Below are 24,953 nucleotides of genomic sequence, written 5' to 3' on the forward strand. Positions count from 1 at the left end.
AAAATGTGGCGTTTTATGACAAGAAAAACTTATACGATGGGTTGTCTGTCTCGTCTTTGCATTGATAGCCAAGTTCACGTAAATGTGCAGAAAACTGAGCTAAATCGCTTTCATCTAACTCGAAACCACATAAAACACGTCCGTAGTCAGCGCCGTGGTTACGGTAGTTGAACAAACTGATATTCCAGTGTGTGCCGAGTGTGCTTAAGAACTTAAGTAGCGCCCCAGGGTACTCTGGGAATTCAAAGCTGTAGAGGCGCTCTTTAAGCGGCTTAGACGGCTTACCACCAATCATGTAGCGCACGTGCAGTTTCGCCATTTCATCATCAGACAGGTCAACCACTGGGTAGCCACCATCACGTAAGTCGTGAATGATATGTTCTAGCTCTTCCTGACCGCCTTGCAAACGCACACCGACAAAGATATTTGCCAATGCGTCATCGTTGTAGCGGTAGTTAAACTCTGTCACGGCACGGCCGCCAATGAGATTACAGAACTCAAAGAAAGCACCTTGACGCTCAGGGATGGTGACGGCAAGCAGACCTTCACGTTTTTCACCAAGCTCGCAGCGTTCAGAAACATAACGCAGACCGTGGAAGTTGGTGTTTGCGCCAGACAATACCGTACCTAGGTTTTTGTCTTTCAGCTTGTTCTGTTCAGCAAACTTCTTCAAACCCGCCAGAGCAAGCGCGCCAGAAGGCTCTGCAATCGCACGGGTGTCTTCAAAGATGTCTTTTACTGCTGCGCAGATTTCATCGCTAGAGACTGCAATATGGCCATCAATGTACTTTTGGCATAGACGAAACGTCTCTTCACCAATGCGTTTTACTGCAACGCCATCGGCAAACATGCTGACCTGGTCTAATACTACTGGTTCACCTGCATCCAATGCCGCTTTGAGGCATGACGAATCTTCTGGCTCAACTGCAATCACTTTGATTTCTGGCATCAGTTGCTTCACAAGTACCGCAACACCCGCAGCCAAACCGCCACCACCGACAGGGACGAAAATGTAATCAAGATGACCATTTTGCTGCAGCATTTCCATGCCGATGGTGCCTTGACCTGCAATCACCAGTGGGTGATCGAAAGGAGGGACAAAGGTGTACCCGTTTAACTCGGATAGACGCTCTGCCTCGGCTTTTGCCTCATCAAAGTTGCTGCCGTGCAGCACTACATTGCCACCGAAGCCACGTACCGCATCGACTTTGATGTCTGGTGTGGTTTTGGGCATCACGATGGTGGTCTTGATGCCTAGCTTAGTACCAGAGAGCGCCATGCCTTGAGCGTGGTTACCTGCCGATGCTGCAATGACACCAGCGGCTTTCTGTGCTTCAGATAAACTCGCCACCATGTTGTATGCACCGCGCAATTTGAACGAGTGTACGGGTTGGCGATCTTCACGCTTGATCTGCACATTATTCCCGATACGTGCAGATAAACGAGGCATTTCTTGCAGTGGCGTCACTGTTGCTACTTCATAAACAGGTGCGCGAAGGATTTGGCGCAGATAATCTGCGCCAGTTTGGTTCACTTGTTTTTCGGGTTGAGCTTCCATCATTGCTAGCCCTCTAGCTTCGACTTGTCTCGTACTGCACCCTTGTCAGCACTGGTTGCCATACTCGCGTACGCTTTGAGTGCAAATGAAACTTCACGTTGGCGGTCAACTGGTTTCCAGCCTAGTTCGTCTTGTTTTGCACGGCGCTCAGCAAGTTCTTGTTCAGACACTTGGAGTGAAATTGAACGGTTTGGAATATCAATTGCGATCATATCGCCTTCTTTTACCAGGCCAATTGCACCGCCGTTTGCTGCTTCAGGAGAGGCGTGGCCGATAGAAAGACCTGATGTGCCGCCAGAGAAACGGCCGTCAGTCAGAAGTGCACACTCTTTGCCAAGGCCCATCGATTTTAGATAAGTGGTTGGGTAAAGCATTTCTTGCATGCCCGGACCACCTTTAGGGCCTTCGTAACGGATAACAACCACGTCGCCAGCTTTTACTTTGCCGCCTAAGATGCCTTCTACGGCGTCTTCTTGGCTTTCGAAAACTACGGCTGGGCCAGTGAATTTATGAATGCTCTCATCCACACCAGCAGTCTTAACGATACAACCATCTAATGCGATGTTGCCTGATAGAACGGCTAGGCCACCTTCTTGGCTAAAGGCATGATCGATAGTACGAATACAGCCTTCCGCACGGTCGTCATCAAGGCGATCCCAGCGGCAATCTTGTGAGAACGCTTGAGTAGTACGAATTCCCGCAGGACCTGCGCGGTAGAACTTAAGTACTTCTTCGTCTTCAGTTTGGATGATGTCGTATTTCGCCAGCTGCTCTTTCATCGAAAGGCCAAGCACGGTGCGCGCATCATTGTGTAGAAGACCTGCACGATCTAACTCACCAAGAATTGCCATGACGCCACCAGCGCGGTGTACGTCTTCCATGTGATATTTCTGGGTAGATGGTGCCACTTTACATAGGTGTGGTACTTGGCGTGATAGGCGATCGATATCTTCCATATCGAAATCCACTTCACCTTCTTGCGCTGCAGCCAACAGGTGCAAAATGGTGTTGGTTGAGCCACCCATTGCAATATCCAGTGCCATCGCATTTTCGAACGCATCAAACGTAGCGATGTTGCGTGGCAGTGCTGATTCGTCATCTTGCTCGTAGTAACGACGAGTCAGTTCAACGATGCGACGACCTGCATTAAGGAACAGTTGTTCACGGTCAGCGTGCGTTGCCAGCATAGAACCGTTACCTGGTTGAGAAAGACCCAGTGCTTCTGTTAGACAGTTCATCGAGTTTGCAGTGAACATGCCTGAACACGATCCACACGTTGGACATGCGCTGCGTTCGATCTGCTCGCTTTGCTCATCAGACACTTTTGGATCCGCGCCTTGGATCATCGCATCTACAAGGTCTAGTTTGATGATCTGATCAGAAAGCTTGGTTTTACCCGCTTCCATTGGACCACCAGAAACAAAGATAACCGGGATGTTGAGACGCATAGATGCCATCAACATTCCCGGAGTGATTTTGTCACAGTTAGAGATACATACCATGGCATCGGCACAGTGCGCGTTGACCATGTACTCCACAGAGTCTGCGATAAGTTCGCGTGAAGGCAGTGAGTACAGCATGCCGCCGTGACCCATTGCGATACCATCATCAACCGCGATGGTGTTGAATTCTTTTGCGATGCCGCCGGCTTTTTCGATTTCACGCGCTACAAGCTGGCCCATGTCTTTCAGGTGTACGTGACCCGGAACAAATTGAGTAAACGAGTTTACAACGGCGATGATTGGTTTACCGAAGTCTTCTTCTTTCACACCCGTTGCACGCCACAGTGCTCGTGCACCCGCCATGTTACGACCATGTGTGGTGGTAGCTGATCTATATTTTGGCATTTCCTAATCCTTCTTACTTCTGTTCTGGGTACACATAGTCTAACCAGCCCCACTTATCTTCCGTGGTGCCGTCAAATAGGCCAAAGTAGGCTGCTTGTAGTTCTTTAGTGATAGGGCCGCGCTTACCAGTGCCCACTTCAATCTTGTCGATGGTTGCCACTGGTACAATCTCAGCCGCAGTACCTGTCATGAAGACTTCATCGGCAAGGTAAAGGGCTTCACGAGCAATGTTCGCTTCACGTACTTCGTAGCCTTTATCGCGTGCAATTGTCATGATCGAGTCACGAGTGATGCCCGGTAGAATCGCGCTAGTTGCTGGTGGTGTGGTGATTACGCCATCTTTGATAACGAAGATGTTTTCACCAGCCCCTTCCGATAGGTAACCATCTACGCTTAGCGCAATACCTTCGTCGTAACCGTGACGACGGGCTTCACCACCAACCAGTAGTGAAGATAGGTAGTTACCGCCTGCTTTAGCCGCAGTTGGGATGGTGTTTGGCGCAGCGCGGTTCCAGCTTGAAATCATCGCGTCGACACCTTTTTCTAGCGCTTCTTCGCCTAAGTAAGAGCCCCAAGGAAATGCTGCAATGATTAGATCCATCTCAGTGCCAACTGGTGGACATACGCCTAAGCCAACATTACCGACAAAACCCAATGGACGAATGTAAGCGCTGTCGAGTTTGTTTTGGCGCAGCGTTTCGCGGGTCGCTTCCATGATTTCTTCTACAGAGAAAGGGATCGGAAAGCGGTAAATCTTGGCAGAATCTTTTAGACGTTGTGCATGCTCACGGTGACGGAAGACAATTGGGCCTTTTGGTGTGTTGTAACAGCGCACGCCTTCAAACACGGATGTACCATAGTGCATTGCGTGAGTCAGAACGTGAACGTTCGCCTCTGCCCATGGAACCATCTCACCATTAAACCAAATGAAATCTGCAGTTTTCGTTGCCATTTGTTGCCTTCCTTATGCACTTACGTGTTGTTGTAAGTTGTGATTTGGCAGTTCATCGTTGCGGATTTTTAGCACCTCAACCTTACGAACGTCCCACAACTTCTCTATTTGATTGATCAAAAACGAGATTGGTCGATCGCTGTCGACGATGATCTCGACGCTGGCTACTTTGCTTTCGTGGTTTTGCGTAGCAGCGACTTGTTTGATCACGAAGCCTCGGTGACGAATCACACGTAGAACGCGCTCCAACAGTACCGGTTTGTCATCGGCTTTGATGTCGAGTAAATATCTGTCCATGCGATTGTCTCCTATGTATTTTCCAACATATCACTGTTTGATGCGCCAGGTGGCACCAATGGCCACACGTTTTCTTCTTCATCAATCAAAACGTGAAGCATGTAAGAAGTTTCACTCGCTAGCATCTCTTTGAGAGCAGGTTCGACTTCTTCTTTCTTGGTGATGGTTTTGCCCGGGATATCGAACGCTTTTGCTAACATCACGAAATCTGGGTTGTCATCAAGAATGGTTTCACTGTGGCGACCGTCAAAGAACAATGACTGCCATTGGCGAACCATGCCAAGACGTTGGTTATTAAGAAGGACAATCTTCACTGGAATCTGACGACGCTTCAGCGTGCCCAATTCCTGAACGTTCATCATAAATGAACCGTCACCTGTAATAAGGATAGACTGATCATCAGGACGTGCGACTGCAGCGCCCATCGCTGCTGGCAAGCCAAAGCCCATGGTGCCAAGGCCAGCAGAAGTGATGAAATTTTGTGGTTCGCGTGGCTGGATATGTTGCGCTGTCCACATCTGGTGCTGACCGACGTCGGTCGAGACAATTGAGCTATCTGGCATCATGTCAGACAGTTGTTTAAGCAATAGCGGTGCGTAGATTAATTCGCCCGGGTGGTCGTAACGCCACTTAAAGCCGCTGCGCAGACTTTCACTGTGATGAACCCACGGTGAGATATCTTGAGTCAGCTCTAGCTGAGGAAGAATGGTGTTGATGTCGCCACGTAATGGTGCGTTGGCGTGGCGCAGTTTATGAATCTCCGCAGCATCAATGTCGATGTGAATCACTTTCGCATTTGGTGCAAACGTGTCGAGCTTACCCGTCACACGGTCATCAAAACGCGCGCCAACCACAATCAATAGATCGGCTTCTTGAACCACTAGGTTAGCGGCTTTGGTGCCATGCATACCCAACATACCAAGATAGTGAGGATCATGGCGTTCAATGGTACCGAGGCCTTTTAATGTGCTAACTGCAGGCATTGGGTTTAAGCGAAGAAATTCGCGTACTGCATCGGTTGCTTTCGCAAGTTGCACGCCACCACCAACATACAACACTGGGCGAGTAGATGCTGCCAGCACATCTTGCGCACGTTTGATATCTTCAGCGCTGACATCTTCGATTGCTGGTGCTATGTATGGAGGAAGAAGGTCTGTAGGTGCTTGAGCGAGTTGAACGTCTTTGGCGATATCGACAATGACAGGACCCGGACGACCGGTTTTTGCGACCTCAAAGGCTTCGGCAAGTGTCGGAGCTAGATCTTCAATTTCGGTCACGAGATAGCTGTGCTTAGTACAGGCTAGGGACATTCCGATCACATCCATTTCTTGGAATGCATCGGTACCGATATGAGAGCTAGCAACCTGGCCTGTGATGGCAACTAGAGGTACGGAGTCAAGGAAAGCGTCGGCAAGGCCGGTAACAAGGTTAGTGGCTCCTGGGCCAGAAGTTGCCATGCACACAGCAACGTCTTGAGTGGAACGAGCCATCCCGATAGCTGCCATAGCGGCCCCTTGCTCGTGACGGCATAGGATGTGTTCCACCCCACCGTCATACAAAGCATCATAGATTGGCATGATGGCCCCGCCGGGGTAGCCAAAAACGGTTTCGATGCCTTGCTGTCTTAAAGCGGCTACGACAAGTTGTGCACCAGTCATCGTAAACCTCCTTTGCTACGTTGTGGCTCGTAGCGATTGCCATATTTATTGCACTTCATGTGCACTCCCATTCTTCCCGTTAAACTGTCCGAGGGTTAGACAGATGACAACTTGTAGTTGTAAAAAAACCCCCGGACTTTTCAGTGCGGGGGTTTTTTGTAATTTGTGGTTACCTTTCGCCCACAATACCCCGCGCGGTGCCAATAATGACCACGATAATCAGGGCTAGCAGTGCGTTGATATGAGCGAAAAGGTTCATCTGTCTGTCGTTCTTTTTTCGTTAAAAAATGTTGTGTAATGTTCTACGAAATTGTTTGCGTCATTAGTGGTATCACACAATTCCGCTGCATGACAAGCAAAAAGTCATTCTTTTTTCACATTAACTCTCAATTGGGACGCGGTATATAACATAACCAACTAGATAAAACATTTGTTTACAGAGTGTTCAAAAAAATTGAGGAACGTATGGGGCTGGCAATCATTCATAGTCGAGCAAGCGTCGGGGTGCAAGCGCCATCGGTTAGTGTAGAAGTTCATATCAGCAACGGCATGCCAGGGTTTACCTTAGTAGGCTTGCCAGAGACAACGGTAAAAGAGTCCAAAGATCGCGTACGCAGTGCGATCATTAATTCTAACTTTCAATTTCCTGCTAAGCGGATCACCGTGAACTTGGCTCCGGCAGATCTACCCAAGGAGGGAGGGCGTTTTGATCTTCCTATTGCATTGGGAATTTTGGCCGCTTCGGAGCAAATCGCGACAGATAAGCTCAAAAACTACGAATTTGTTGGTGAGTTAGCGTTATCTGGTGGTCTGAGACCTGTAAAAGGTGTGCTGCCTGCTGCGCTGGAAGCCAGTAAGATTCAACGTCATTTGGTCGTCCCACATGTGAATGGCGATCAGGCGGCGCTGGTGGGGAAGGAACAACATAAATCGGCCCAATCATTACTGGAAGTATGTGCCGAGCTTTGTGGTCAACATCGACTGAATCTTTTTCAAACGCCTAAGCGAAAAACGATCGAAAAACATGGTCGAGACTTACAAGATATTATTGGCCAACAACAAGGTAAGCGAGCACTGGAGATTGCTGCCGCTGGAAACCACAACTTACTTTTCCTTGGCCCGCCAGGTACTGGAAAAACGATGTTGGCTTCGCGTTTGTGTGACTTATTACCGGAAATGAGTGACGAAGAAGCAATGGAAACCGCTTCGGTGGCATCGTTGACTCAGAGTGAAATTAATGAGCATAACTGGAAGTCGCGTCCGTTTCGTTCTCCGCATCATTCAAGTTCAATGGCGGCATTAGTCGGCGGTGGTTCGGTACCCAGACCAGGGGAGATCTCTTTAGCCCACAACGGGTTATTGTTTCTCGATGAAATGCCCGAATTTGATCGTAAAGTTCTGGACTCGTTACGCGAACCGCTCGAATCTGGCGAGATCATTATCTCTCGAGCGCAAGGTAAAACACGCTTTCCGGCTCGTTTCCAATTAGTCGGAGCCTTGAACCCAAGCCCGACAGGATATTACGAAGGCAATCAAGCGCGCACCAATCCACAAGCTATTTTGCGCTACCTTGGTCGATTATCTGGACCACTGTTAGATCGCTTTGATATGTCTTTAGAAATCCCAGCTTTGCCCAAAGGGACATTAGCAGAAGGTGGTGATCGCGGTGAGCCGACTGCTATCGTAAAAGCGCGTGTGAGCCATGCGCGTAACAATATGCTAAACCGCAGTGGTAAGGTCAATGCACTGCTAGGTAGTCGAGAAATTGAGGCGTTTTGTCCCTTGCACAAGAGTGATGCTGAGTTTCTTGAAACCGCTTTGCATCGTTTAGGGCTTTCGATTCGTGCGTATCATCGTATTATCAAAGTGGCGCGAACAATCGCCGATCTGGATGGGGCGGAGCAAATTGAACGAACGCACTTGGCCGAGGCACTTGGGTATCGAGCGATGGACCGTTTACTGAAACAGCTTACGGCGCAAGCGGTATAGACAGCAAAGTGTCATCGCAACAAGTGTTGTAAGCCCCTTGTTGCGATGAAGGGCGTTAGAAGGTGTAGTTGAGACCAAGCGACAATAGGTACTCTTTCTCCTCATAAAACGTGATATTCGAGTCAGTTTGGCTATAGCCGGCTAAAGAAATGAACGACCAGTCTTGCCAGTCAAATACGTTTTGATATTCGTAGGCCGCAAATAGGCTGATGGTGTCGTCATTTCGTGTTTTAGCAAAAGTTTGGCTAGCTCCTTGATAGTCTTTCCATGCATAACCCGCGGTGAGAGCCAATCGATGGCGATTGATAAATTTAAACCAGCTGATGTCAAACCCGTACGAATCAAATGATTCCGCCTTACCGTCGGCATCTTGATTGATGTAGGTGAAAGCGGGTTGCAACATAGACGTTTGGTTGAGTGGAATGCGATAGTCGCCTTTGACATAGTAAAGGTTAGCATCGCGAGCAAGTGAGCGGTCTGTCACTTCCTCCTGCTCGATGTCTTTATCAGCATAAGCAAGATCAAGGTTGAAGTTCTTATCAATTAACCCTTTGATCTGAAAGCGATATGCATTGCCGTCAACATCCGTCTCTTTACGTGCGGTTCCTACTTGATAAGGGTTGCGCCAAGTTTCGCCTTTGAGTACCGTCGGCAGATAGGAAACATCGAGCACGGTGCCAGATTGTAGCTCGTGTTGATAGCCCAACTGAAAAGCGAGTGTACCTACCGCGACATCTGAGCGTGTGGTACCGGCGTAAACTTGGTGGTTGAGTCGGCTACCAAAGGTGTATGTCACACTCCCTAGCGGTGCAGCGATAACGGAACTGTCACTATCGGCACGCTTATCGAGAGAATCGATGGTGTTACTATTTTCTGTATTGAAATTGGATTCTGATGATATGAATCCGGCATTCAGCGAAATTTCACCGCCAAAACCTGCGGTTTCAGCGAGTTGAGCCTGAGCAGAACTGACGACAAAGGCCAAAGGCAAGAGAAGTAGCCTTGGTTTCATTCGTTATCTCCTTGTTGTCGAATGAGTGGTGCACATATTGGTTGCGGTAACAAATCTGACCATTCCCACGCATGTTCCAATGTGGCAAAGGCGCAGTATAATTACACGCTGTTTTATTCTTCACACATTATCACTGTTGTTTGACTATCATGTTGGCATATTTGTTATTTTTTTTTAACGCTTCTTTTGTGATTCTCAATTCTGCGGTTTGTTCACTCGCAATTTGTGTTATCGCTGTATTTAAAATATTGCTTCCTGGCGTAAAGCTAAAAGCGATAGCGACCGCTTGTGCCAATAAGGTGATGTGGTTATGGGCTACCGTTAATGCGTGCATTCTGGCAGTATCTAACCGTGTTGAGTGGGATGTTCAGGGCGGTGAAGCGCTTAAAAAAGACGGGTGGTATCTGCTGATCAGTAACCATCTCAGTTGGACAGATATTGTTGTGCTTTGCTGCGTGTTTAAAGACCGTATTCCCATGCCGAAGTTTTTCCTCAAGCAACAACTGCTGTATGTGCCTTTCATCGGGATGGCGTGTTGGGCGCTCGATATGCCATTTATGCGTCGCTATTCGCGAGAGTATCTGATCCGCAACCCTCATAAGCGAGGTCAAGATTTAGAGACGACACGTCGCTCGTGCGCTAAGTTCAAACACAGTCCAACCACAGTGGTTAACTATGTCGAAGGAACTCGATTTACCGAAGAAAAGCAGCGTAAGAGTAAAGCAAACTATCAATATTTGCTGCAACCAAAATCGGGCGGGATTGCGTACACGTTAGCGGCGATGGGGGAACAGTTCGAGAGCATTATCGACGTTACGTTGGCGTACCCAGAAAATACGCATAAACCGTTCAAGGATTTATTGATGGGTCGCATGAGCAAGGTGGTTGTGCGTGTAAATGTGTTACCCGTTGATGAACGAGTGCTCGGTGATTACTTCAACGATAAGCCCTATAAGCGGCAATTTCAGCAATGGTTGGGTGATGTGTGGCAAGAAAAAGATCGGTTACTACAAGAGATTTACAAATAAACAAAAGGGGAGCGACGTGCTCCCCTTTTGATTGATATCGATGTGCTTATTTTAGTGTCAGCAAGTAGTTCACCAGAGAGAAGTACTCATCCATCGTTTTGATGCTTTGTGCTTGAACTAGGTATTTGTTGTTAACGATAACCGCAGGAACGCCGGTTAGACCGCTGTTTTCAAATTGCTTGTCCATACGGCGAACCATTGAATCAACCGCGAAGCCTTTGAATGCAGAATCGAATTTTTTCGCGTCTACACCTTCATCAAGGAAGATTTGACGAAGTTCTTCATCATTACGTGGCGCCTTCTTTAGATTGTGGATGCGGTTAAACATCACTGGCACCATTTTGTCTTCCACTTTTAATGCAACCATCGTTGCGTAGGCTTTGCTCATTGATGGGCCCATGTTGCCACCCATGAAAGAAACGTGGTTTTTTAATAGCTTAGTACCTTCTGGCAACTGCTTTTTCAGTTGCTGGATAACTGGTTCAAAGCTATTACAGTGCGGGCAGTAGAAAGAGAAAAACTCCGTCACAAGAGGTTTTTTTGATGCCTCAAGATCCAATACTTTGTAATGTTCACCTTCTTTGAATTGCGCTGCATGTGCCGACAGGCTTAACATCAGCATAGAAAACAGTGCGAACAGTTTTTTCATCGAAATATCTCCATTTTTGAATTTTTGGCCTGACTTACCATTGAGGCATTAAAGACAGCGGTGCTTCTTCTAAAGCGGCGATCTGCTCTTTAAATGCAAGGACCTGACCTTCCCAGTATTTTGGCTCATTAAACCATGGAAAAGCGAGAGGAAATGCAGGGTCATGCCAACGTTTTGCTAGCCATGCCATATAGTGCACCATTCGTAGACCGCGAAGTGGCTCGATTAGTTTCAATTCTGCAGGATTAAAGTCGCAAAACTCTTGGTAAGCCTCTAAAACAATATCCAACTGCATCAGTTTGTCTTGGCGTTCACCGTTCAATAGCATCCATAAGTCTTGTACTGCAGGGCCGTTACGAGCGTCATCCAAATCAACAAACATAGGGCCATCTCGCCACAAAATATTGCCTGGGTGGCAATCGCCATGCAAACGAATGATATTGAAGCCTTCTTGCCAGTGGCTTTCAATTGATTTGATCAGCATATCCAAGTCATTGAAGAAGCTGTTCTCCAAGTGCATTGGAATCATATTGGCGTTTTGCAGAATCTCTCTTGGTTGATACAGGTATTCTTGTAAGCCAATAGTAGGACGATGTTGGAAGGCTTGGCGGCTGCCGACTTTATGGATTCGGCCAAGGAAACGCCCTACACCTTCGAGCTGATCTAAATTGTCAACCTCGTATTGGCGACCACCCACGCTATCAAACAGCGCAAAAGCATAGCCTTGATAGTGATGCAGGGTTTCACCGTTGATGCGCACAGGTGGTGCGACGGGGATCTCATTGCCAATCAGCTCTAAAGTAAAGTCGTGTTCCTCTTGGATCTGTTCATTGCTCCAACGTTCAGGACGGTAAAACTTGACGACATAACGACGACGCTCTTCGTCAGTGAATTGATAAACACGGTTTTCGTAGCTATTGAGGGGAAGAAAGCCTGATTCTGCGCGAACGCCGATGCTTTCTAACGCGTACCACATAAAGTCTGGGGTAAGGGCGTCAAAGTTAAACATACTTTGGGACATATAAACAAAAAGGCTCATTACTGAGCCTTTTTCCGTTAGTCACTGAAGTAGCGCTATAGTTTTTTAATAAAACGGCTTTCTACTTCAATAGTGAATTCGTTGCTCTTATCGGTGAGTATAAACTGAATTGTCGTAATCGCAGAGTTTAGCTTGTCAGGATCGGCACCAAGACTCATTGGCAGGTTTAATACCTCACCTGGCTGGACCTGAATTGTCTGCTTACCATACCAGCTTACATCGGATAGCCCTTCAACATCCAACGAGTACTCTTGCACTTGCTGAGTTTTGTTGATCACCTTGAGGGTGTAGGTGTTTTCTACTTCTCCCGAGCCATTAACGCGGAACAGTTGGTTACGGTCGCGAATAACACTCATGCCGGCTGGGTCTACCGCTGCAATTTGGGCAAAGAAAAGACCGACCATGACGAGTAGTACGGCACCATAGCCTAGCAGCTTCGGACGCATGACTTTGGTACTCTTACCCGATAAGCGATGCTCGGTGGTATAACTAATTAGGCCTTTCTCGTAGCCCATGCGATCCATGGTGTTATCACACGCATCAATACAGGCGCCACAGTTGATACATTCATACTGCAAGCCGTCACGAATATCGATACCTGTTGGGCACACCTGCACACACAAATCACAATCAATACAATCACCCAAACCAAGTTGCTTTGGATCGGCTTTACGCGGACGTGGGCCACGTTTTTCCCCACGTTTTGCATCGTAGCCAACGATGAAGGTGTCTTTATCAAACATGGCAGACTGGAAGCGCGCGTAAGGACACATGTGAATACACATGATGGAACGCATCCAACCAGCATTACCATAAGTACAAATGGCAAAGAACATTACCCAAAAGACGGGCCAGAAGTTGGCGTTAAAGGTGAAAAAGTCGATAACCAATTGCTTCATTGGCACGAAGTAGCCAACAAAAGTAAAACCAGTGGCGAGTGCAATGGCAAACCAAGCTATATGTTTGACGGTTTTACGCATCGCTAAATTCGCTGTCAGCTTATTGGAGTCTTGTTTACGGCGTTTATTGGCACTACCTTCCAGCTTCTCTTCAAACCAGATATACATGAAGGTCCAGACGGTTTGTGGGCAGAGATAGCCACACCAAACCCGACCTAAGAAGGTGGTAATAAAGAACAACCCAAACGCCGCGATCACAAACAGCAAGGCGAGTAGGGTAAGATCTTGTGGGTACAGGGTGGTACCGAAAAAGTTGAACTGCTGGTTGCCAATATCAAGCAAGATCGCTTGACGTTCACCGTAAGGAATCCACGGTATCAAAGCGAAGAGAAGTAGTAAGAACCAACCACTGTAACGACGCAGTTTCTGGTAAGTCCCTTTGCTTTCGCGTACATAGATGCGATTACTTGGGTTGAACCGATCCCCGTTTCCTTTATGGGTTTTGGGATTATAGGTTTTAGGAGTCACATCTTTGATATCGATCTTGTCCTGACTCATGCACTCATCCTTCTTAGGCTTTTATAATGTACGGCGTCATTTCTATTGATGTCGCTCGATGACATTGCTGCTCGTTCCGTCATAAAGATGACCGAACATAATTATTTTAGTAAATACTGATGAACGGCGATTATACAATCAATAACAATTCCGTTTCTTTAACGCAGTCAATGTTTAACAACAAAAATCAGTACAGTTAACCTGATAATTGGCTGAACAGTTATAACCAATTGTGGGACTAAAAACTTTGGTTATAAAAAAGCGACTCACAGAGAGAGTCGCTTAAAGAATACTGGCTGTTGAGCTGGTTATTTGATGATGCCACGAGCGCGTAGGATCGCCGTTTTAAAATCGTCCTCTTGGTCTTTTTTGAGTCCAGGGATCATTTCATCTTTGCTGCTATTACGCATTTTAAGGTGGTAGATCAGTACATCGTCGGTCAGATCTTCTAGCTTTCCTTTATAGCCTGCTTCTTTTGCCAGCTTAACGATGAACTGCAAGAGATTCAGCTCTTGATCTTTATGCCATTCAGGCTCTAGTAGCTCAAGCAGCTCTTCAATGCGATGACACTTCATTTCTTTCTCCACAGAATTTATAGGTGTAATTAGCAGTAAAGGTACCAAATTGCTTTGCTAAGACCAAATAGGAAAAACTATCTCTTTCACTGTAGTTTGTTCTAAGTCTTTGAAGCTTTATGAGTCGCGTGCAAAGAAAAAAGCGCAGCTGGCGCCGCGCTTTTGATTAAGCTGCTTTGATAACTTTGGCCGGAACACTCGACATCATTGCTGTCTTCTCAACCAATGTCATTGCTGGCGCAACTTGCTTTGCCTTTGGTGCAGTAGTAAAGCCACTGCGGCGGCGCATTGCACTAGTATTAGTGTGTGCGAACCTGACTGTTGTTGGGCGCATTAATTTACCTAACTGTCAGGCATATCCATTGCCGATGTAATGGCCTGAATCATTATGAGCTAGGCTCCAACAAGATTGAAGAATCACTCTTCTGGCTCTCGCCAATCCAGTTAATGAGTCAGGAATACCGATATGCATGCATATCAAGTGTAAGATTAGCATCCTTGTAATAATTGGTCGATAGTTGAGCAATTGAATTGTTTAGATTTTGTCATTTTGTCGCGATGTTCGAGGCAATTTTTGTTTGATCCCACGATCAGCAGTAGTAGTATGAGATCTCGATGAAGGAGGTGCCTATGTCATTTTTGAAGAAGACACTTGCCAGTTTTGGGATTGGGAGCGCGAAGGTAGACTCAATCTTAAACCAAGACGTGCTATACCCAGGTCAAAGTGTGGATGTGTCGATCCATGTATATGGTGGTGCGACTGAACAAGCGATCGACAACATTGATTTAAAACTCTGTTGCCGCTACATCGCAGAAGCCCCTGATGACCGTGGTGCGCGAGAAGGACACAGCATGCGCCGAGTACCTCAAACTCATGTGCTTGCTAAGTGGAGTCTCCCTTACGCATTTACCATCCATTCCGGCGAAGAGCGTACCTTCGATGTTAAGCTCGATGTGCCTTGGAACACGCCTGTCACCATTGGTGATGCCAAAGTATGGTTAGAAACCGGCTTAGACGTTGCTGCTGCTTTGGATCCGACTGATAAAGACATCCTCACCGTTCGACCTGATCCACTGATGGATGCGGTACTATCTGCATTTGAAGCGCAAGGTTTACGAATTCGCCAGGTGGAATGCGAGGAAGTGAAAGGATTCGATCTACCATTTGTGCAAGAGTTTGAACTGGTGCCAACCGACGGACCTTACCACGGCGTGTGGCGCGAATTAGAATTTGTTGCCCACCGAAGTGAGCAAGAGCTCAAGTTGTGGTTTGAAGTTGACCGCACACGCAAGGGGCAAGGTGGCATGCTCGCGAGCTTACTGGGTAGTGGCAAACTCAAGCGAGAGCTGACCATCCCTGCCACGACTAAGCCAGATCAAGTTGGCGAACTTGTCCTCAATTATCTCGATCAAACTACTGCCGTTCATGAGTCTTAATTTAAGCTTACACGTGTAAGCCTAATGTGCCATACTAGAGCAAATTTCAAACTCTAGTATAGGCGCATTGATGTCCGAGCTGCAGAAACCTCAATACAGTCAACGTGAAGAACTGGCCAATACCATCACCCACGGTATAGGGATGATTTTTGGTATTGTTGGCTTGATACTGCTGTTAGTTAAAGCCATAGACCATCAAGCTGACACTTTAACGCTTACCAGTATGACGATTTATGGTGCGAGTATTATCGTGCTATTTTTGGCCTCGACGCTCTATCATGCGATCCCTCATCCCAAAGCGAAACGTTGGCTAAAAACCTTCGACCATTGTGCTATTTATCTTTTGATAGCAGGCAGCTATACCCCTTTCTTGTTAGTCAGCTTAAGAACACCTCTAGCATTTGGGTTGATGATCGTTATTTGGAGCATTGCGTTGATCGGCATCATCATGAAAGTTGCGTTCGTCTATCGATTTAAAAAGCTTTCTTTGATGACGTATTTGGTGATGGGATGGTTATCGTTGATTGTGATTTATCAATTAGCTATTAACTTGGATGTCGGCGGACTTACACTGCTTGCTGCTGGTGGAATTGTGTATTCACTAGGGGTAATTTTCTACGTCGCGAAGCGCATTCCCTTTAACCATGCGATTTGGCACGGCTTTGTTTTGGCTGGCTGCGTGTGCCATTTCTTTGCGATTTATTACTTTGTTGAGCCTATCTAACCGATAGGCTCAACAAAGAATATTAAACACGTATTAGCGAGTTTTTACCTCTAGCACTTTGGCAGAAAACTGATATTGCTGTGATTGCGGTACAGCCAATTTAATGCTCTTACCTTGTTCCGCTTGCTGTGGTCGCAGGTAGGTATCCGCCATGCGCTTGATGGATTGCCAAACTGTTACGTTTTCTTTTGCCAGTTGCTGACCAGACATATCAAACACTTGCACCTCAACTTCCACTTGAATGACAGATTGAGAGCTTTGGTTGGTGATTGATGTAGGTAAAACAAGCTCACCGCTTTGATAGCTTGCTGAACCAATCAATACATCCACACCTGAATCTGATAGCTGCATGGTTGGCTTTTTGGCGTTTACCACCACGGTCGTGCCAACGGTTTTCGTTACCACTGGAATTGTCGCAATCGCAGGAGCTGCGATTGTTTCAACTACGCTTGCTGTTGTTTGTGTCTCCGTCGCTTGCTGCGCCGGTTTTTTCATGACGTATTCCCAGGTAAAGTCATCGTTCAACTTCACTTCTCGACCATCGGCTAAAGTGATGACCTCGGCGGCGTATGTGGATGAGGCGGCAAGTAGGGTCGCCAGAGTAATCCATGTTTTCATTGTTATACCTTTTAATTAGAGTCTGCTTAGCGGCGCCAAAACGCAGGAAAGAACAGTACAAGAATAGTCAGAATTTCCAAGCGGCCCATTAACATCCCAAAGCTTAAGAGCCATTTGGCAGTATCGGGCAGAGGCGCGAAGTTGCCTGTCGGGCCAATCACACTACCCATACCAGGGCCAACATTGGCAACGGCGGTGATTGAGCCAGAAATACTGGTCACAGGGTCGAGGCCAAGAGCACTTAAACAACCCGCGATAAAGATAATGGTGATAAAAAACATCAAGCCAAATGCCACCACTGAGCGAACAATATCATCATTCACCGGTCGCTGGTTATAACGCTGTACAAACACCCCTGAAGGGTGAATCAACTTCATCATTTGTTTGTTTAGCAGCGTCATCGCAATTTGGAAGCGGAAGATTTTGATCCCGCCAGACGTTGATCCTGAGCATGCTCCCGCCATCATTAAGAATGCGAAAAGAGTAGTGGGTAATGCGCCCCATGCGGTGAAGTCTTCTAAGCCAAAGCCAGTTGTGGTGACGACAGAGACAATATTAAACATCGACACTCGCAGGGCATCCAAAATGGTGTACCCATCTCGAATCACTAGCCAAGCTGAAATCACTAAGCTAGAGAATACGAACAGGTACGCAAATCCTCTAACTTGAGCGTCGTTAACCAACACATCAATACGGCGTTTACGTAACGCGGCGATAAAGAGCAAAAACGGCAAACCACCTAAGAACATAAAGGTAGTGGCCACCCAATGTGCGCCATTAGAGAAGTGGTTCATTGATCCATCAGACGTAGAGTATCCACCCGTCGATAGCGTAGTAAAGGCATGGTTGATTGCTTCGAACAGGTTCATGCCGGTGATCAAGTAGCCCAAAATACATAGGCCTGTTAGCATCAAATAAACCGCTACGATGTTTTTGGCGACCGTTTTCGCTCTTGGACTACTTTTATCCGACCAATCTGATGATTCGGTTTGGAATAGCTTCATACCACCGACATTCAGCATAGGTAGCACTGCTACCGCCATCACGATAAAACCAATGCCACCAAGCCACTGTAAAATAGAGCGCCACAACAATATACTCGGCGCCATGTTGTCTAGGCCACTGAGCACCGTTGAGCCCGTCGTGGTGATACCCGACATCGTTTCGAAGTAGGCGTCGGTGAAGCTGATGTGGTTGATAAACACAAATGGCAAGGCGGCAAATGCACTCGCGATGGTCCAAACCAAACTGGTGATGAGGAACATATCGCGTACGCTGAGTTTGAACTTGGCGGTTCGACCTATCGTTAGGCAGATGAAGGCGGCAAGGTGCGTGATCACAACGGCTTGGGCGAAATCGAGGAATCCCCCCGTACCGGTAAAGAAAGCGACCAAAGTCGGCACGTACATAAACAGGGCCAGTTTGGATAAAACCAGCCCGATAACAAACAGTACGGGACGTAAGTTGACCATAGGAAAATCCTAGAGGAAGAATGGACTCGGCTGGAATAGCGCTTCGACGTCTGATACGTATTTTTTGTTGACCAGGAACATCACCACATGGTCATCCTGCTCGATGACCGTACGGTCGTGGGCAATAAGAACTTCTTCGCCACGAACGATAGCACCAATGGTGGTCCCAGGTGGAAGTTTTATATCTCCAATCGCACGTCCAACCACTTTAGATGTACTTTCATCACCGTGAGCGACGGCTTCAATCGCTTCCGCAGCGCCGCGGCGAAGTGAGGACACGTTTACGATATCAGCGCGACGAACGTGCGTTAGCAAGGCTGAAATAGTGGCTTGCTGAGGTGAGATTGCTACATCAATTACGCCGCCTTGTACCAGGTCTACATAAGCGCCACGTTGGATCAGCACCATCACTTTTTTAGCGCCCATGCGTTTTGCCAACATTGCAGACATGATGTTGGTTTCATCTTCGTTGGTCAGCGCGATGAAGACGTCGACTTGGTCGATGTTCTCTTCCGAGAGAAGCTCTTGGTCTGCCGCATCACCGCAGAACACGATGGTGTTTTCTAGTTGCTCAGAGAGCTTTTCTGCACGCTGGTAGTTACGCTCAATCAGCTTCACGCTGTAAGTTTGCTCTAGGCGTTTAGCCAAGCTTGCGCCGATGTTACCCCCGCCAACAATCATGATGCGGCGGTACGGTTTTTCTAGACGCTGAAGCTCACTCATCACTGAGCGAATATGATTACTTGCTGCAACGAAGAACACTTCATCGTCGGCTTCAATAATCGTGGTGCCTTGTGGGCGAATCGGGCGACCCTGGCGGAAAATAGCCGCCACACGGGTATCGATGTGCGGCATGTGCTCACGCAAAGCAGACAGCGCATTACCCACCAGCGGGCCACCATAGTAGGCTTTCACCGCCACTAGGCTGACTTTCTGTTCAGCAAAGCTCACCACTTGCAGCGCGCCTGGGTATTGGATCAGACGTTCGATGTAGCTCGTGACGAGTTCTTCTGGTGCGATAAGGTGATCAACAGGAATAGCGCCAGATTTAAACAGGGCTTCTTTTTCTGCCAAGTATTCTGGAGAGCGAATACGTGCAACGCGGTTTGGGGTATTGAATAGAGTGAACGCGACCTGACAGGCAGCCATGTTGGTTTCATCAGTGTTGGTTACTGCGACGAGCATATCGGCGTCTTGCGCGCCAGCTTCGTGTAGCACGTCTGGATGGCTCGCATGGCCATTGACCACACGTAGGTCGTATTTGTCCTGTAATTCACGCAGTCGGTCGGCATTATTGTCGACGATGGTGATGTCGTTGTTTTCACCCACTAGGTTTTCTGCCAGTGTGCCGCCAACCTGACCTGCACCAAGAATAATGATCTTCATACTCTTTTCTCGTATCTGAAAAAGGCGATTGAAATCACTTCAATCGCCCTATTTAGCATGCTGTTACGCGTGTGTTTTAGTTAGCACTGCGTAGTAGAAACCATCCATATCTTCTTCGCCTGGTAGAATTTGACGACCAGGCTGGTCGGGATCGGAATCCAGCAGTTGCGCATCCGCGGTACGTGCTAAAAACGCTTTTACTTGCTCCACGTTTTCTTGCGGTGTGATTGAACAAGTCGCGTAAACCATTGTGCCGCCGGGCTTCAGTTGCGTCCACATGGCATCAAAAATTTCACTTTGCAGCTCTGCTAATGCGGCGATGTCGTCTGCACGACGTAGCCATTTGATGTCTGGGTGACGACGAATCACGCCAGTCGCAGAACATGGGGCATCCAGCAAAATGCGATCAAATTGCTCGCCTTGCCACCATTTTTGTGGATTACGCGCATCACCGCAAACCACTTTTGCCTGAAGGTTGAGACGCTTCAGGTTTTCATGCACACGTTTCAAGCGTGTGTCGTCGCAGTCAATCGCGACCACTTCACTGCCCGACGTGCGCTCTAGAATGTGCGCAGTCTTGCCACCTGGCGCAGCACAGCAATCTAAAATCAGTTCGCCGTCTTGTGGTTTTAGGTAGTTGATCGAAAGCTGCGCCGCCGCATCTTGTACCGAAACCCAACCTTTATCAAAACCAGGTAGCTTCATCACGTCACATGGTGCGGCCAATTTTATGGCGTCCATTGCTTCTGTGTGTGGCGTGCTATCAATGTTTTCATTTTTGAGCAGCGCAAGGTATTCATCACGAGTGTGGTGTTGATGGTTCACACGCAGCCACATTGGTGCTTTTTGGTTGTTCGCTTCAACAATACTTTCCCATTGCTTTGGGTAGGCCTCTTGCAGCAGTTTTAGTAACCAGCTTGGGTGACCGTACTTGCCAGCGTTGTTGCTGACGGCCATTTGGTCGAGTTCTTCTTGGTTGCGCTGGTAGTTACGCAATACCGCGTTAATCAAACCACGCAGACGAGGACCTTTCAGCTCTTTAGTGCCTTCAACCGTTTCACCGACTGCTGCGTGCGCAGGAATACGCATGAAGCTCAGTTGGTAAATACCAACCAGAATTAGGTGATGGAATACACGTTGTTTGCCTTTGAGCGGCTTATCCATCAACTGGTTTGCGATCATTTCTAGGCGAGGGAGGTAACGTAGCGCACCGTAACAGATCTCTTGTAGCAGAGCATGGTCACGAGGTCGTACCGTTTGTTGAGCCGCTGGAAGAGCGCTTGAAAGTGAGTGGCCCTTGTCGACGACAAGATACAGGACGTTAGCAGCCGCAGCGCGAACATTCATGATGAGTACCTTAAAGTAAAGGAGGGCATCTCTGCCCTCTAAAAGTTCGTATTATTGGGGATGATAACCCCTAATATGGCTTAAACCAGCAGAGTGCCAACTTCAAACCAAGCCGCACGCGAATTCAGAATATCCTGAACTGACATGGCTTTTTTGCCCGGAACTTGCAGTTGCTCTAGCACCAGTACGCCGTTGCCTGTCGCAACATAAATACCGGTTTTATCTGCTTGTACGATGGTGCCGGCTGGCTTGTCACTGGTTTGCTCTGCCACACGGCTTTGCCATACTTTGATGCTGTTTTCTGCCGCCTCAAAGTGGCTCATTGGCCATGGGTTAAATGCACGAACGCAGCGCTCAATGTGCGCCGCATCGTCGTTCCAGTTGATGCGTGCTTCTTCTTTGCTGAGCTTTTTCGCATAGTTCGCTAGCTCATCGTCTTGCTTCACTGGCACTGCTTTACCCGCAGCAATGTCTACTAGGCAGTCAATCAGGGCTTCTGGACCAAGCTCAGCCAATTTTTCGTACATTGAAGCGCTGGTATCTGTCGCTTCGATTGGCAGAGTTGCAATCTTCAGCATATCACCAGTGTCGAGACCGATGTCCATCTGCATGATGGTCACGCCAGTTTCTGCATCGCCCGCCCAAATAGAGCGTTGGATTGGAGCCGCACCACGCCAACGAGGTAGGATAGAACCATGTACGTTGATACAACCCAGTTTAGGGGTATCAAGAACCGCTTGTGGCAGCAGCATACCGTACGCCACGACAACCATGAGGTCGGCGTTCAGATCGGCAAGTTCTTGTTTCGCTTCGTCGGACTTAAAGCTTTCAGGTTGGTAAACCGGGATATTGTGTTCTAGCGCCAGTTGTTTTACCGGTGGCGCAGCCATTTTTTTGCCACGACCCGCTGGACGATCTGGGTTTGTGTAAACCGCGATGACTTCATGCTCCGAAGACAACAACGCCGCCAAGTGACGGGCGGCGAAATCCGGAGTACCTGCAAAGACAATTCGTAAAGACTGACTCAAGGTAGACTTCCTTCTAATTGGTATGGTTCGAGATTAAGCGTTTTGCTGCTTCTCGTTAAAGCGTTTGATTTTCGCTAGCTTGTCCTGAATGCGTTTGCGTTTCAGTGGCGATAGGTAATCCACGAACAGCTTACCTTGTAAGTGATCAAGCTCGTGTTGAACACAAATCGCTAGCAGGTCGTCGGCTTCAAAGGTGAACTCTTTGCCATCACGATCCAGTGCTTTAACGGTAACTTCTGCAGCGCGAGGCACAAGTGCGCGCGCACCTGGTACCGACAGACAGCCTTCTTCGATGCCATCTTCGCCACGCTTTTCCAGAATCTCAGGGTTGATTAGCACCATCGGCTCATCGCGAGTTTCTGAAATATCAATCACTACGATACGTTTGTGGATATCAACCTGCGTTGCAGCAAGGCCAATACCTTCTTCGTCGTACATGGTTTCAATCATGTCATCGACGATTTTTTGAATCTCAGGTGTCACCGCTTCAACAGGCTTTGCGACTGTGCGCAGGCGATCATCCGGGAATGTTAATACTTGTAATACAGACATATTCACTCGAAATATTGAACTGTGCCGAAACAGCACAAACCTTGTTGGCTCAATTCTAGACATTTTATAGCCTAAATGACAGCATCCTTGCACCAATTTCCATTCTGGTTCCTGCTTAATAGACCAAGGACGAGGGTCATGAATCGAATTTTCCGCAACGTTGCCAGTGTTACGTTGCCGTTACTTTTCTCTTTCAACGCTGTAGCAAATGTGGATGCGAACCCACTGACTGTTAAAGATGATGCGCCACAAACATATGTAGTTGTGAAGGGCGATACGCTATGGGATATTTCGGCCATGTACTTAGATAGCCCGTGGTTGTGGCCTCGTTTATGGCAAGTAAACCCGGAAATCGATAACCCTCATTTAATTTATCCCGGTGACAAGCTGTCTTTGGTGTGGATTAACGGTCAGCCCGTGTTGAGCCTAAAACCGGTTAAGAAGCTGAGCCCGAAAGCTCGCATCACAGAAAAGAAAGCCGTACCAACGGTCGCGGAAGGTTTGGTGATGCCTTACCTTAAATCGGATCGGTTGCTAGATAAAGATTCGTTGAACAGAGCAGCAAAAGTGATGGGTAGCAGCAAAGGCAGTAAGTATCTGACTGCAGGAGATGTGCTGTATATCAATGGCAATCAGACCGCGACAGGTTGGGCTATTTATCGACCAGTAGCTACCTTTTCGCGTGACGATGTGTCCGAAGAGATTACCGCGCTGCGTTTGATTGCCAAAGGCGAGCTCGTTGAAGCTTCGAGTGATTATTCAGGTTTGAAGCTTACATCGCAAATGCAAGAAATCCTACGTAACGATATCGCGTTGCCAAATCAATCGGTTGAGAATACTGACTTCACGACTACGTTCTATCCGCTGCCGTCGCCACAAGGCAGTTCTGCAAAGTTGCTAGGTAATATCGAAGGTATTCGCTTTAGTTCAACTAACCAAGTCGTGGTGATTGATAAAGGCACGTCAGACAATCTCAAGCAAGGCAGTGTGTTTGATTTAAAAGAAGACGCGCACCCAGTTTACAAAGACGGCGATGAGTTCAAGAAAGAGTTTGGCGTGCTTGATAAGAAAATTACTTTGCCTCAAAGCAAAGTTGGTGAGTTGCTGGTCATTCGTCCTTATGAGTACTTTAGCTTGGCACTGATCACTAACAGTACGAAACCCATTAACCAAGATATTTCGGTGGTGTCACCGTTGGCGGACGAATTAACCATCGATGAATCGACGAAATAACGATGATCTCGATGCCTGGTTAAAACTGAGTTGTTTACCAGGCATTGGCGGCGTCAAAATGAATAAGCTACTGGCAAGAGACACGCCACGTAACATCGTAAACTTCTCTCCTGAACAGCTACAACAACTTGGGTTAACAACTAAGCAAATTCAAGCTTGGGCTTCAACAGATAAAGAAGTCGATGCTTGTTTAAGTTGGCTTGAGGCTTCTACAAATCATCATATCCTGACACTGACTGACCCGTGTTATCCACCTCAGCTCAAACAAATCGTTGCACCGCCACCTCTACTTTTTGTTCAAGGAAATCCTACTTGTCTTTCTCAGCCACAAATCGCGATGGTTGGAAGTCGAAATGCGAGTATTGATGGATTACAGCATGCACGTCAGTTTGCTGCAGAGTTTGTTCAGCACGATTTTATTGTCACCAGTGGTCTCGCTTTAGGCATTGATGGTCATGCGCATGATGGTGCGTTGCAAGCGGGTGGTAAGACGATTGCGGTGCTAGGATCTGGCTTAGCAAATATTTATCCGGCACGTCATCGTGGTTTAGCGCAACGTGTTATTGAACACGGGGCTTTGGTGTCTGAGTTTCGGCCTAATGCCAAGCCGCGCCCAGAAAACTTCCCGCGTCGTAATCGTATTATTAGTGGATTATCGCTTGGTGTACTGGTCGTCGAGGCGGCGAAAAAGAGCGGCTCGTTAATTACAGCTCGTTACGCGCTTGAGCAAGGTCGAGAAGTATTTGCGCTGCCAGCGTCAATCAATGCCCCCAATGCCTGCGGTGGAAACCAGTTGATACGTCATGGCGCTTGCCTCGTAGAAAAGACGAAAGATGTCTTAGATGAAATACAGTCCTTGCTTGATTGGTCTATTAATCAGAGTACCGATTTATTTTCTACGTTAAATGATGAAGAAGAATTGCCATTTCCTCAGCTGTTAGCTAACGTAGGAAGTGAAGCTACACCGGTTGATATTCTTGCAAACAGGACCAATATACCTGTCCAAGAAGTCATGATGCAGCTCTTAGAGTTAGAACTCTCTGGGCATGTCGTTGCGGTTTCAGGTGGCTATATTCGAAAGGGGAGGGGCTAGCT

General features: G+C 47.6%; 23 protein-coding genes. 6 read left to right on the plus strand and 17 right to left on the minus strand.

The genetic code is table 11. The features are described from left to right. Positions 1–13: 13 nt before the first annotated feature. Genes ilvA through ilvG form a run of 5 tightly spaced genes read right to left on the minus strand, consistent with a single transcriptional unit; the run spans position 14 to position 6,312 of the window. Positions 14–1,561 carry a threonine ammonia-lyase, biosynthetic gene (ilvA, locus tag R7P67_RS16835; protein WP_215810514.1) on the minus strand — a complete coding sequence of 516 codons (1,548 nt, stop codon included), beginning with the start codon at positions 1,559–1,561 and terminating at the stop codon, positions 14–16. A gap of 2 nt (positions 1,562–1,563) precedes the next feature. Continuing rightward, positions 1,564–3,405: a dihydroxy-acid dehydratase gene (gene ilvD / locus R7P67_RS16840; protein WP_005383859.1), complete on the minus strand. Its 1,842-nt coding sequence runs from the start codon at positions 3,403–3,405 to the stop codon at positions 1,564–1,566. A 13-nt stretch (positions 3,406–3,418) separates the two neighbouring features. Then, entirely contained in the window at positions 3,419–4,357 is a 939-nt protein-coding gene (ilvE, locus tag R7P67_RS16845; RefSeq protein ID WP_005378953.1) for a branched-chain-amino-acid transaminase, read from the minus strand. A gap of 12 nt (positions 4,358–4,369) precedes the next feature. Next, entirely contained in the window at positions 4,370–4,654 is a 285-nt protein-coding gene (gene ilvM, locus R7P67_RS16850) for an acetolactate synthase 2 small subunit (RefSeq protein WP_005378958.1), read from the minus strand. An 11-nt stretch (positions 4,655–4,665) separates the two neighbouring features. Continuing rightward, positions 4,666–6,312: an acetolactate synthase 2 catalytic subunit gene (gene ilvG / locus R7P67_RS16855; protein WP_053350673.1), complete on the minus strand. Its 1,647-nt coding sequence runs from the start codon at positions 6,310–6,312 to the stop codon at positions 4,666–4,668. Between the two features lie 465 nt (positions 6,313–6,777). Between ilvG and R7P67_RS16860 the strand changes: the two genes are divergently transcribed. Continuing rightward, positions 6,778–8,301 carry a YifB family Mg chelatase-like AAA ATPase gene (locus R7P67_RS16860; protein ID WP_005383862.1) on the plus strand — a complete coding sequence of 508 codons (1,524 nt, stop codon included), beginning with the start codon at positions 6,778–6,780 and terminating at the stop codon, positions 8,299–8,301. 55 nt (positions 8,302–8,356) lie between these two features. Here R7P67_RS16860 and R7P67_RS16865 read toward each other — a convergent pair whose 3' ends face one another. Then, entirely contained in the window at positions 8,357–9,313 is a 957-nt protein-coding gene (locus tag R7P67_RS16865) for a DUF2860 domain-containing protein (RefSeq protein WP_054729808.1), read from the minus strand. Between the two features lie 149 nt (positions 9,314–9,462). On the opposite strand from R7P67_RS16865, the gene R7P67_RS16870 reads away from it, so the two are divergent. Then, the gene (locus tag R7P67_RS16870) at positions 9,463–10,341 is read left to right on the plus strand and encodes an acyltransferase (protein ID WP_137282462.1); all 879 of its coding nucleotides are present in this window, start codon (positions 9,463–9,465) and stop codon (positions 10,339–10,341) included. A 46-nt stretch (positions 10,342–10,387) separates the two neighbouring features. Here the strand turns inward: R7P67_RS16870 and R7P67_RS16875 are convergent, their stop codons facing one another. The 5 genes from R7P67_RS16875 to R7P67_RS16895 all read right to left on the minus strand — a co-directional run bounded on the left by R7P67_RS16875 (position 10,388) and on the right by R7P67_RS16895 (position 14,395). Beyond that, a complete protein-coding gene (locus R7P67_RS16875; RefSeq protein ID WP_005379036.1) occupies positions 10,388–10,990 on the minus strand; it encodes a thiol:disulfide interchange protein DsbA/DsbL in 603 nt (200 codons plus the stop codon). Between the two features lie 34 nt (positions 10,991–11,024). After that, the gene (locus R7P67_RS16880) at positions 11,025–12,011 is read right to left on the minus strand and encodes a serine/threonine protein kinase (RefSeq protein WP_031777274.1); all 987 of its coding nucleotides are present in this window, start codon (positions 12,009–12,011) and stop codon (positions 11,025–11,027) included. A 53-nt stretch (positions 12,012–12,064) separates the two neighbouring features. Next, positions 12,065–13,486: a cytochrome c oxidase accessory protein CcoG gene (ccoG, locus tag R7P67_RS16885; RefSeq protein WP_262654156.1), complete on the minus strand. Its 1,422-nt coding sequence runs from the start codon at positions 13,484–13,486 to the stop codon at positions 12,065–12,067. 308 nt (positions 13,487–13,794) lie between these two features. Then, positions 13,795–14,061, minus strand: a complete 267-nt coding sequence (locus R7P67_RS16890; protein WP_005379040.1) for a YihD family protein — start codon at positions 14,059–14,061, stop codon at positions 13,795–13,797. Positions 14,062–14,227: 166 nt separating this feature from the next. Further along, on the minus strand, positions 14,228–14,395 hold the full coding sequence (locus R7P67_RS16895) for a hypothetical protein (RefSeq protein ID WP_005379043.1): 168 nt from the start codon (positions 14,393–14,395) through the stop codon (positions 14,228–14,230). Between the two features lie 296 nt (positions 14,396–14,691). Here R7P67_RS16895 and R7P67_RS16900 point away from each other — a divergent pair, with 296 nt between their 5' ends. Both R7P67_RS16900 and trhA read left to right on the plus strand, forming a co-directional pair. Next, the gene (locus R7P67_RS16900) at positions 14,692–15,498 is read left to right on the plus strand and encodes a sporulation protein (protein WP_005379045.1); all 807 of its coding nucleotides are present in this window, start codon (positions 14,692–14,694) and stop codon (positions 15,496–15,498) included. A gap of 70 nt (positions 15,499–15,568) precedes the next feature. Next, a complete protein-coding gene (trhA, locus tag R7P67_RS16905) occupies positions 15,569–16,222 on the plus strand; it encodes a PAQR family membrane homeostasis protein TrhA (RefSeq protein WP_195723066.1) in 654 nt (217 codons plus the stop codon). A 33-nt stretch (positions 16,223–16,255) separates the two neighbouring features. On the opposite strand, the gene R7P67_RS16910 is transcribed toward trhA, so the two are convergent. The 6 genes from R7P67_RS16910 to def form a co-directional block, all read right to left on the minus strand. Next, positions 16,256–16,840, minus strand: coding sequence for a DUF3157 family protein (locus tag R7P67_RS16910; RefSeq protein WP_054575337.1), 585 nt, complete (start codon positions 16,838–16,840; stop codon positions 16,256–16,258). A gap of 26 nt (positions 16,841–16,866) precedes the next feature. Next, a complete protein-coding gene (locus tag R7P67_RS16915) occupies positions 16,867–18,312 on the minus strand; it encodes a TrkH family potassium uptake protein (RefSeq protein WP_017821575.1) in 1,446 nt (481 codons plus the stop codon). A 9-nt stretch (positions 18,313–18,321) separates the two neighbouring features. After that, the gene (gene trkA / locus R7P67_RS16920) at positions 18,322–19,698 is read right to left on the minus strand and encodes a Trk system potassium transporter TrkA (protein WP_005379062.1); all 1,377 of its coding nucleotides are present in this window, start codon (positions 19,696–19,698) and stop codon (positions 18,322–18,324) included. A 63-nt stretch (positions 19,699–19,761) separates the two neighbouring features. After that, entirely contained in the window at positions 19,762–21,045 is a 1,284-nt protein-coding gene (rsmB, locus tag R7P67_RS16925; RefSeq protein ID WP_262654158.1) for a 16S rRNA (cytosine(967)-C(5))-methyltransferase RsmB, read from the minus strand. An 80-nt stretch (positions 21,046–21,125) separates the two neighbouring features. After that, the gene (gene fmt, locus R7P67_RS16930; RefSeq protein ID WP_017635609.1) at positions 21,126–22,073 is read right to left on the minus strand and encodes a methionyl-tRNA formyltransferase; all 948 of its coding nucleotides are present in this window, start codon (positions 22,071–22,073) and stop codon (positions 21,126–21,128) included. A 33-nt stretch (positions 22,074–22,106) separates the two neighbouring features. After that, positions 22,107–22,625 carry a peptide deformylase gene (gene def, locus R7P67_RS16935; protein ID WP_005379068.1) on the minus strand — a complete coding sequence of 173 codons (519 nt, stop codon included), beginning with the start codon at positions 22,623–22,625 and terminating at the stop codon, positions 22,107–22,109. Between the two features lie 138 nt (positions 22,626–22,763). On the opposite strand from def, the gene R7P67_RS16940 reads away from it, so the two are divergent. Together R7P67_RS16940 and dprA are read left to right on the plus strand one after the other, a co-directional pair. Next, entirely contained in the window at positions 22,764–23,858 is a 1,095-nt protein-coding gene (locus tag R7P67_RS16940; protein WP_042523883.1) for a LysM peptidoglycan-binding domain-containing protein, read from the plus strand. After that, positions 23,842–24,951, plus strand: a complete 1,110-nt coding sequence (dprA, locus tag R7P67_RS16945; RefSeq protein ID WP_042523881.1) for a DNA-processing protein DprA — start codon at positions 23,842–23,844, stop codon at positions 24,949–24,951. The genes R7P67_RS16940 and dprA overlap by 17 nt, the downstream gene beginning before the upstream one ends. Positions 24,952–24,953: the final 2 nt, after the last annotated feature.

The sequence above is a fragment of the Vibrio sp. Vb0937 genome (genome assembly GCF_033338855.1).

Bases quoted from the DNA above. Each gene is read 5' to 3' on its own strand.
- rsmB (WP_262654158.1), bottom strand. From the start codon at position 21,045: ATGAATGTTCGCGCTGCGGCTGCTAACGTCCTGTATCTTGTCGTCGAC.
- R7P67_RS16940 (WP_042523883.1), top strand. From the start codon at position 22,764: ATGAATCGAATTTTCCGCAACGTTGCCAGTGTTACGTTGCCGTTACTT.
- R7P67_RS16915 (WP_017821575.1), bottom strand. From the start codon at position 18,312: ATGGTCAACTTACGTCCCGTACTGTTTGTTATCGGGCTGGTTTTATCC.
- R7P67_RS16895 (WP_005379043.1), bottom strand. From the start codon at position 14,395: ATGCGCCCAACAACAGTCAGGTTCGCACACACTAATACTAGTGCAATG.
- ccoG (WP_262654156.1), bottom strand. From the start codon at position 13,486: ATGAGTCAGGACAAGATCGATATCAAAGATGTGACTCCTAAAACCTAT.
- trkA (WP_005379062.1), bottom strand. From the start codon at position 19,698: ATGAAGATCATTATTCTTGGTGCAGGTCAGGTTGGCGGCACACTGGCA.
- ilvG (WP_053350673.1), bottom strand. From the start codon at position 6,312: ATGACTGGTGCACAACTTGTCGTAGCCGCTTTAAGACAGCAAGGCATC.
- ilvD (WP_005383859.1), bottom strand. From the start codon at position 3,405: ATGCCAAAATATAGATCAGCTACCACCACACATGGTCGTAACATGGCG.
- R7P67_RS16900 (WP_005379045.1), top strand. From the start codon at position 14,692: ATGTCATTTTTGAAGAAGACACTTGCCAGTTTTGGGATTGGGAGCGCG.
- R7P67_RS16860 (WP_005383862.1), top strand. From the start codon at position 6,778: ATGGGGCTGGCAATCATTCATAGTCGAGCAAGCGTCGGGGTGCAAGCG.
- ilvE (WP_005378953.1), bottom strand. From the start codon at position 4,357: ATGGCAACGAAAACTGCAGATTTCATTTGGTTTAATGGTGAGATGGTT.
- R7P67_RS16875 (WP_005379036.1), bottom strand. From the start codon at position 10,990: ATGAAAAAACTGTTCGCACTGTTTTCTATGCTGATGTTAAGCCTGTCG.
- R7P67_RS16890 (WP_005379040.1), bottom strand. From the start codon at position 14,061: ATGAAGTGTCATCGCATTGAAGAGCTGCTTGAGCTACTAGAGCCTGAA.
- trhA (WP_195723066.1), top strand. From the start codon at position 15,569: ATGTCCGAGCTGCAGAAACCTCAATACAGTCAACGTGAAGAACTGGCC.
- R7P67_RS16870 (WP_137282462.1), top strand. From the start codon at position 9,463: ATGTTGGCATATTTGTTATTTTTTTTTAACGCTTCTTTTGTGATTCTC.
- R7P67_RS16910 (WP_054575337.1), bottom strand. From the start codon at position 16,840: ATGAAAACATGGATTACTCTGGCGACCCTACTTGCCGCCTCATCCACA.
- ilvM (WP_005378958.1), bottom strand. From the start codon at position 4,654: ATGGACAGATATTTACTCGACATCAAAGCCGATGACAAACCGGTACTG.
- def (WP_005379068.1), bottom strand. From the start codon at position 22,625: ATGTCTGTATTACAAGTATTAACATTCCCGGATGATCGCCTGCGCACA.
- R7P67_RS16880 (WP_031777274.1), bottom strand. From the start codon at position 12,011: ATGTCCCAAAGTATGTTTAACTTTGACGCCCTTACCCCAGACTTTATG.
- R7P67_RS16865 (WP_054729808.1), bottom strand. From the start codon at position 9,313: ATGAAACCAAGGCTACTTCTCTTGCCTTTGGCCTTTGTCGTCAGTTCT.
- ilvA (WP_215810514.1), bottom strand. From the start codon at position 1,561: ATGATGGAAGCTCAACCCGAAAAACAAGTGAACCAAACTGGCGCAGAT.
- dprA (WP_042523881.1), top strand. From the start codon at position 23,842: ATGAATCGACGAAATAACGATGATCTCGATGCCTGGTTAAAACTGAGT.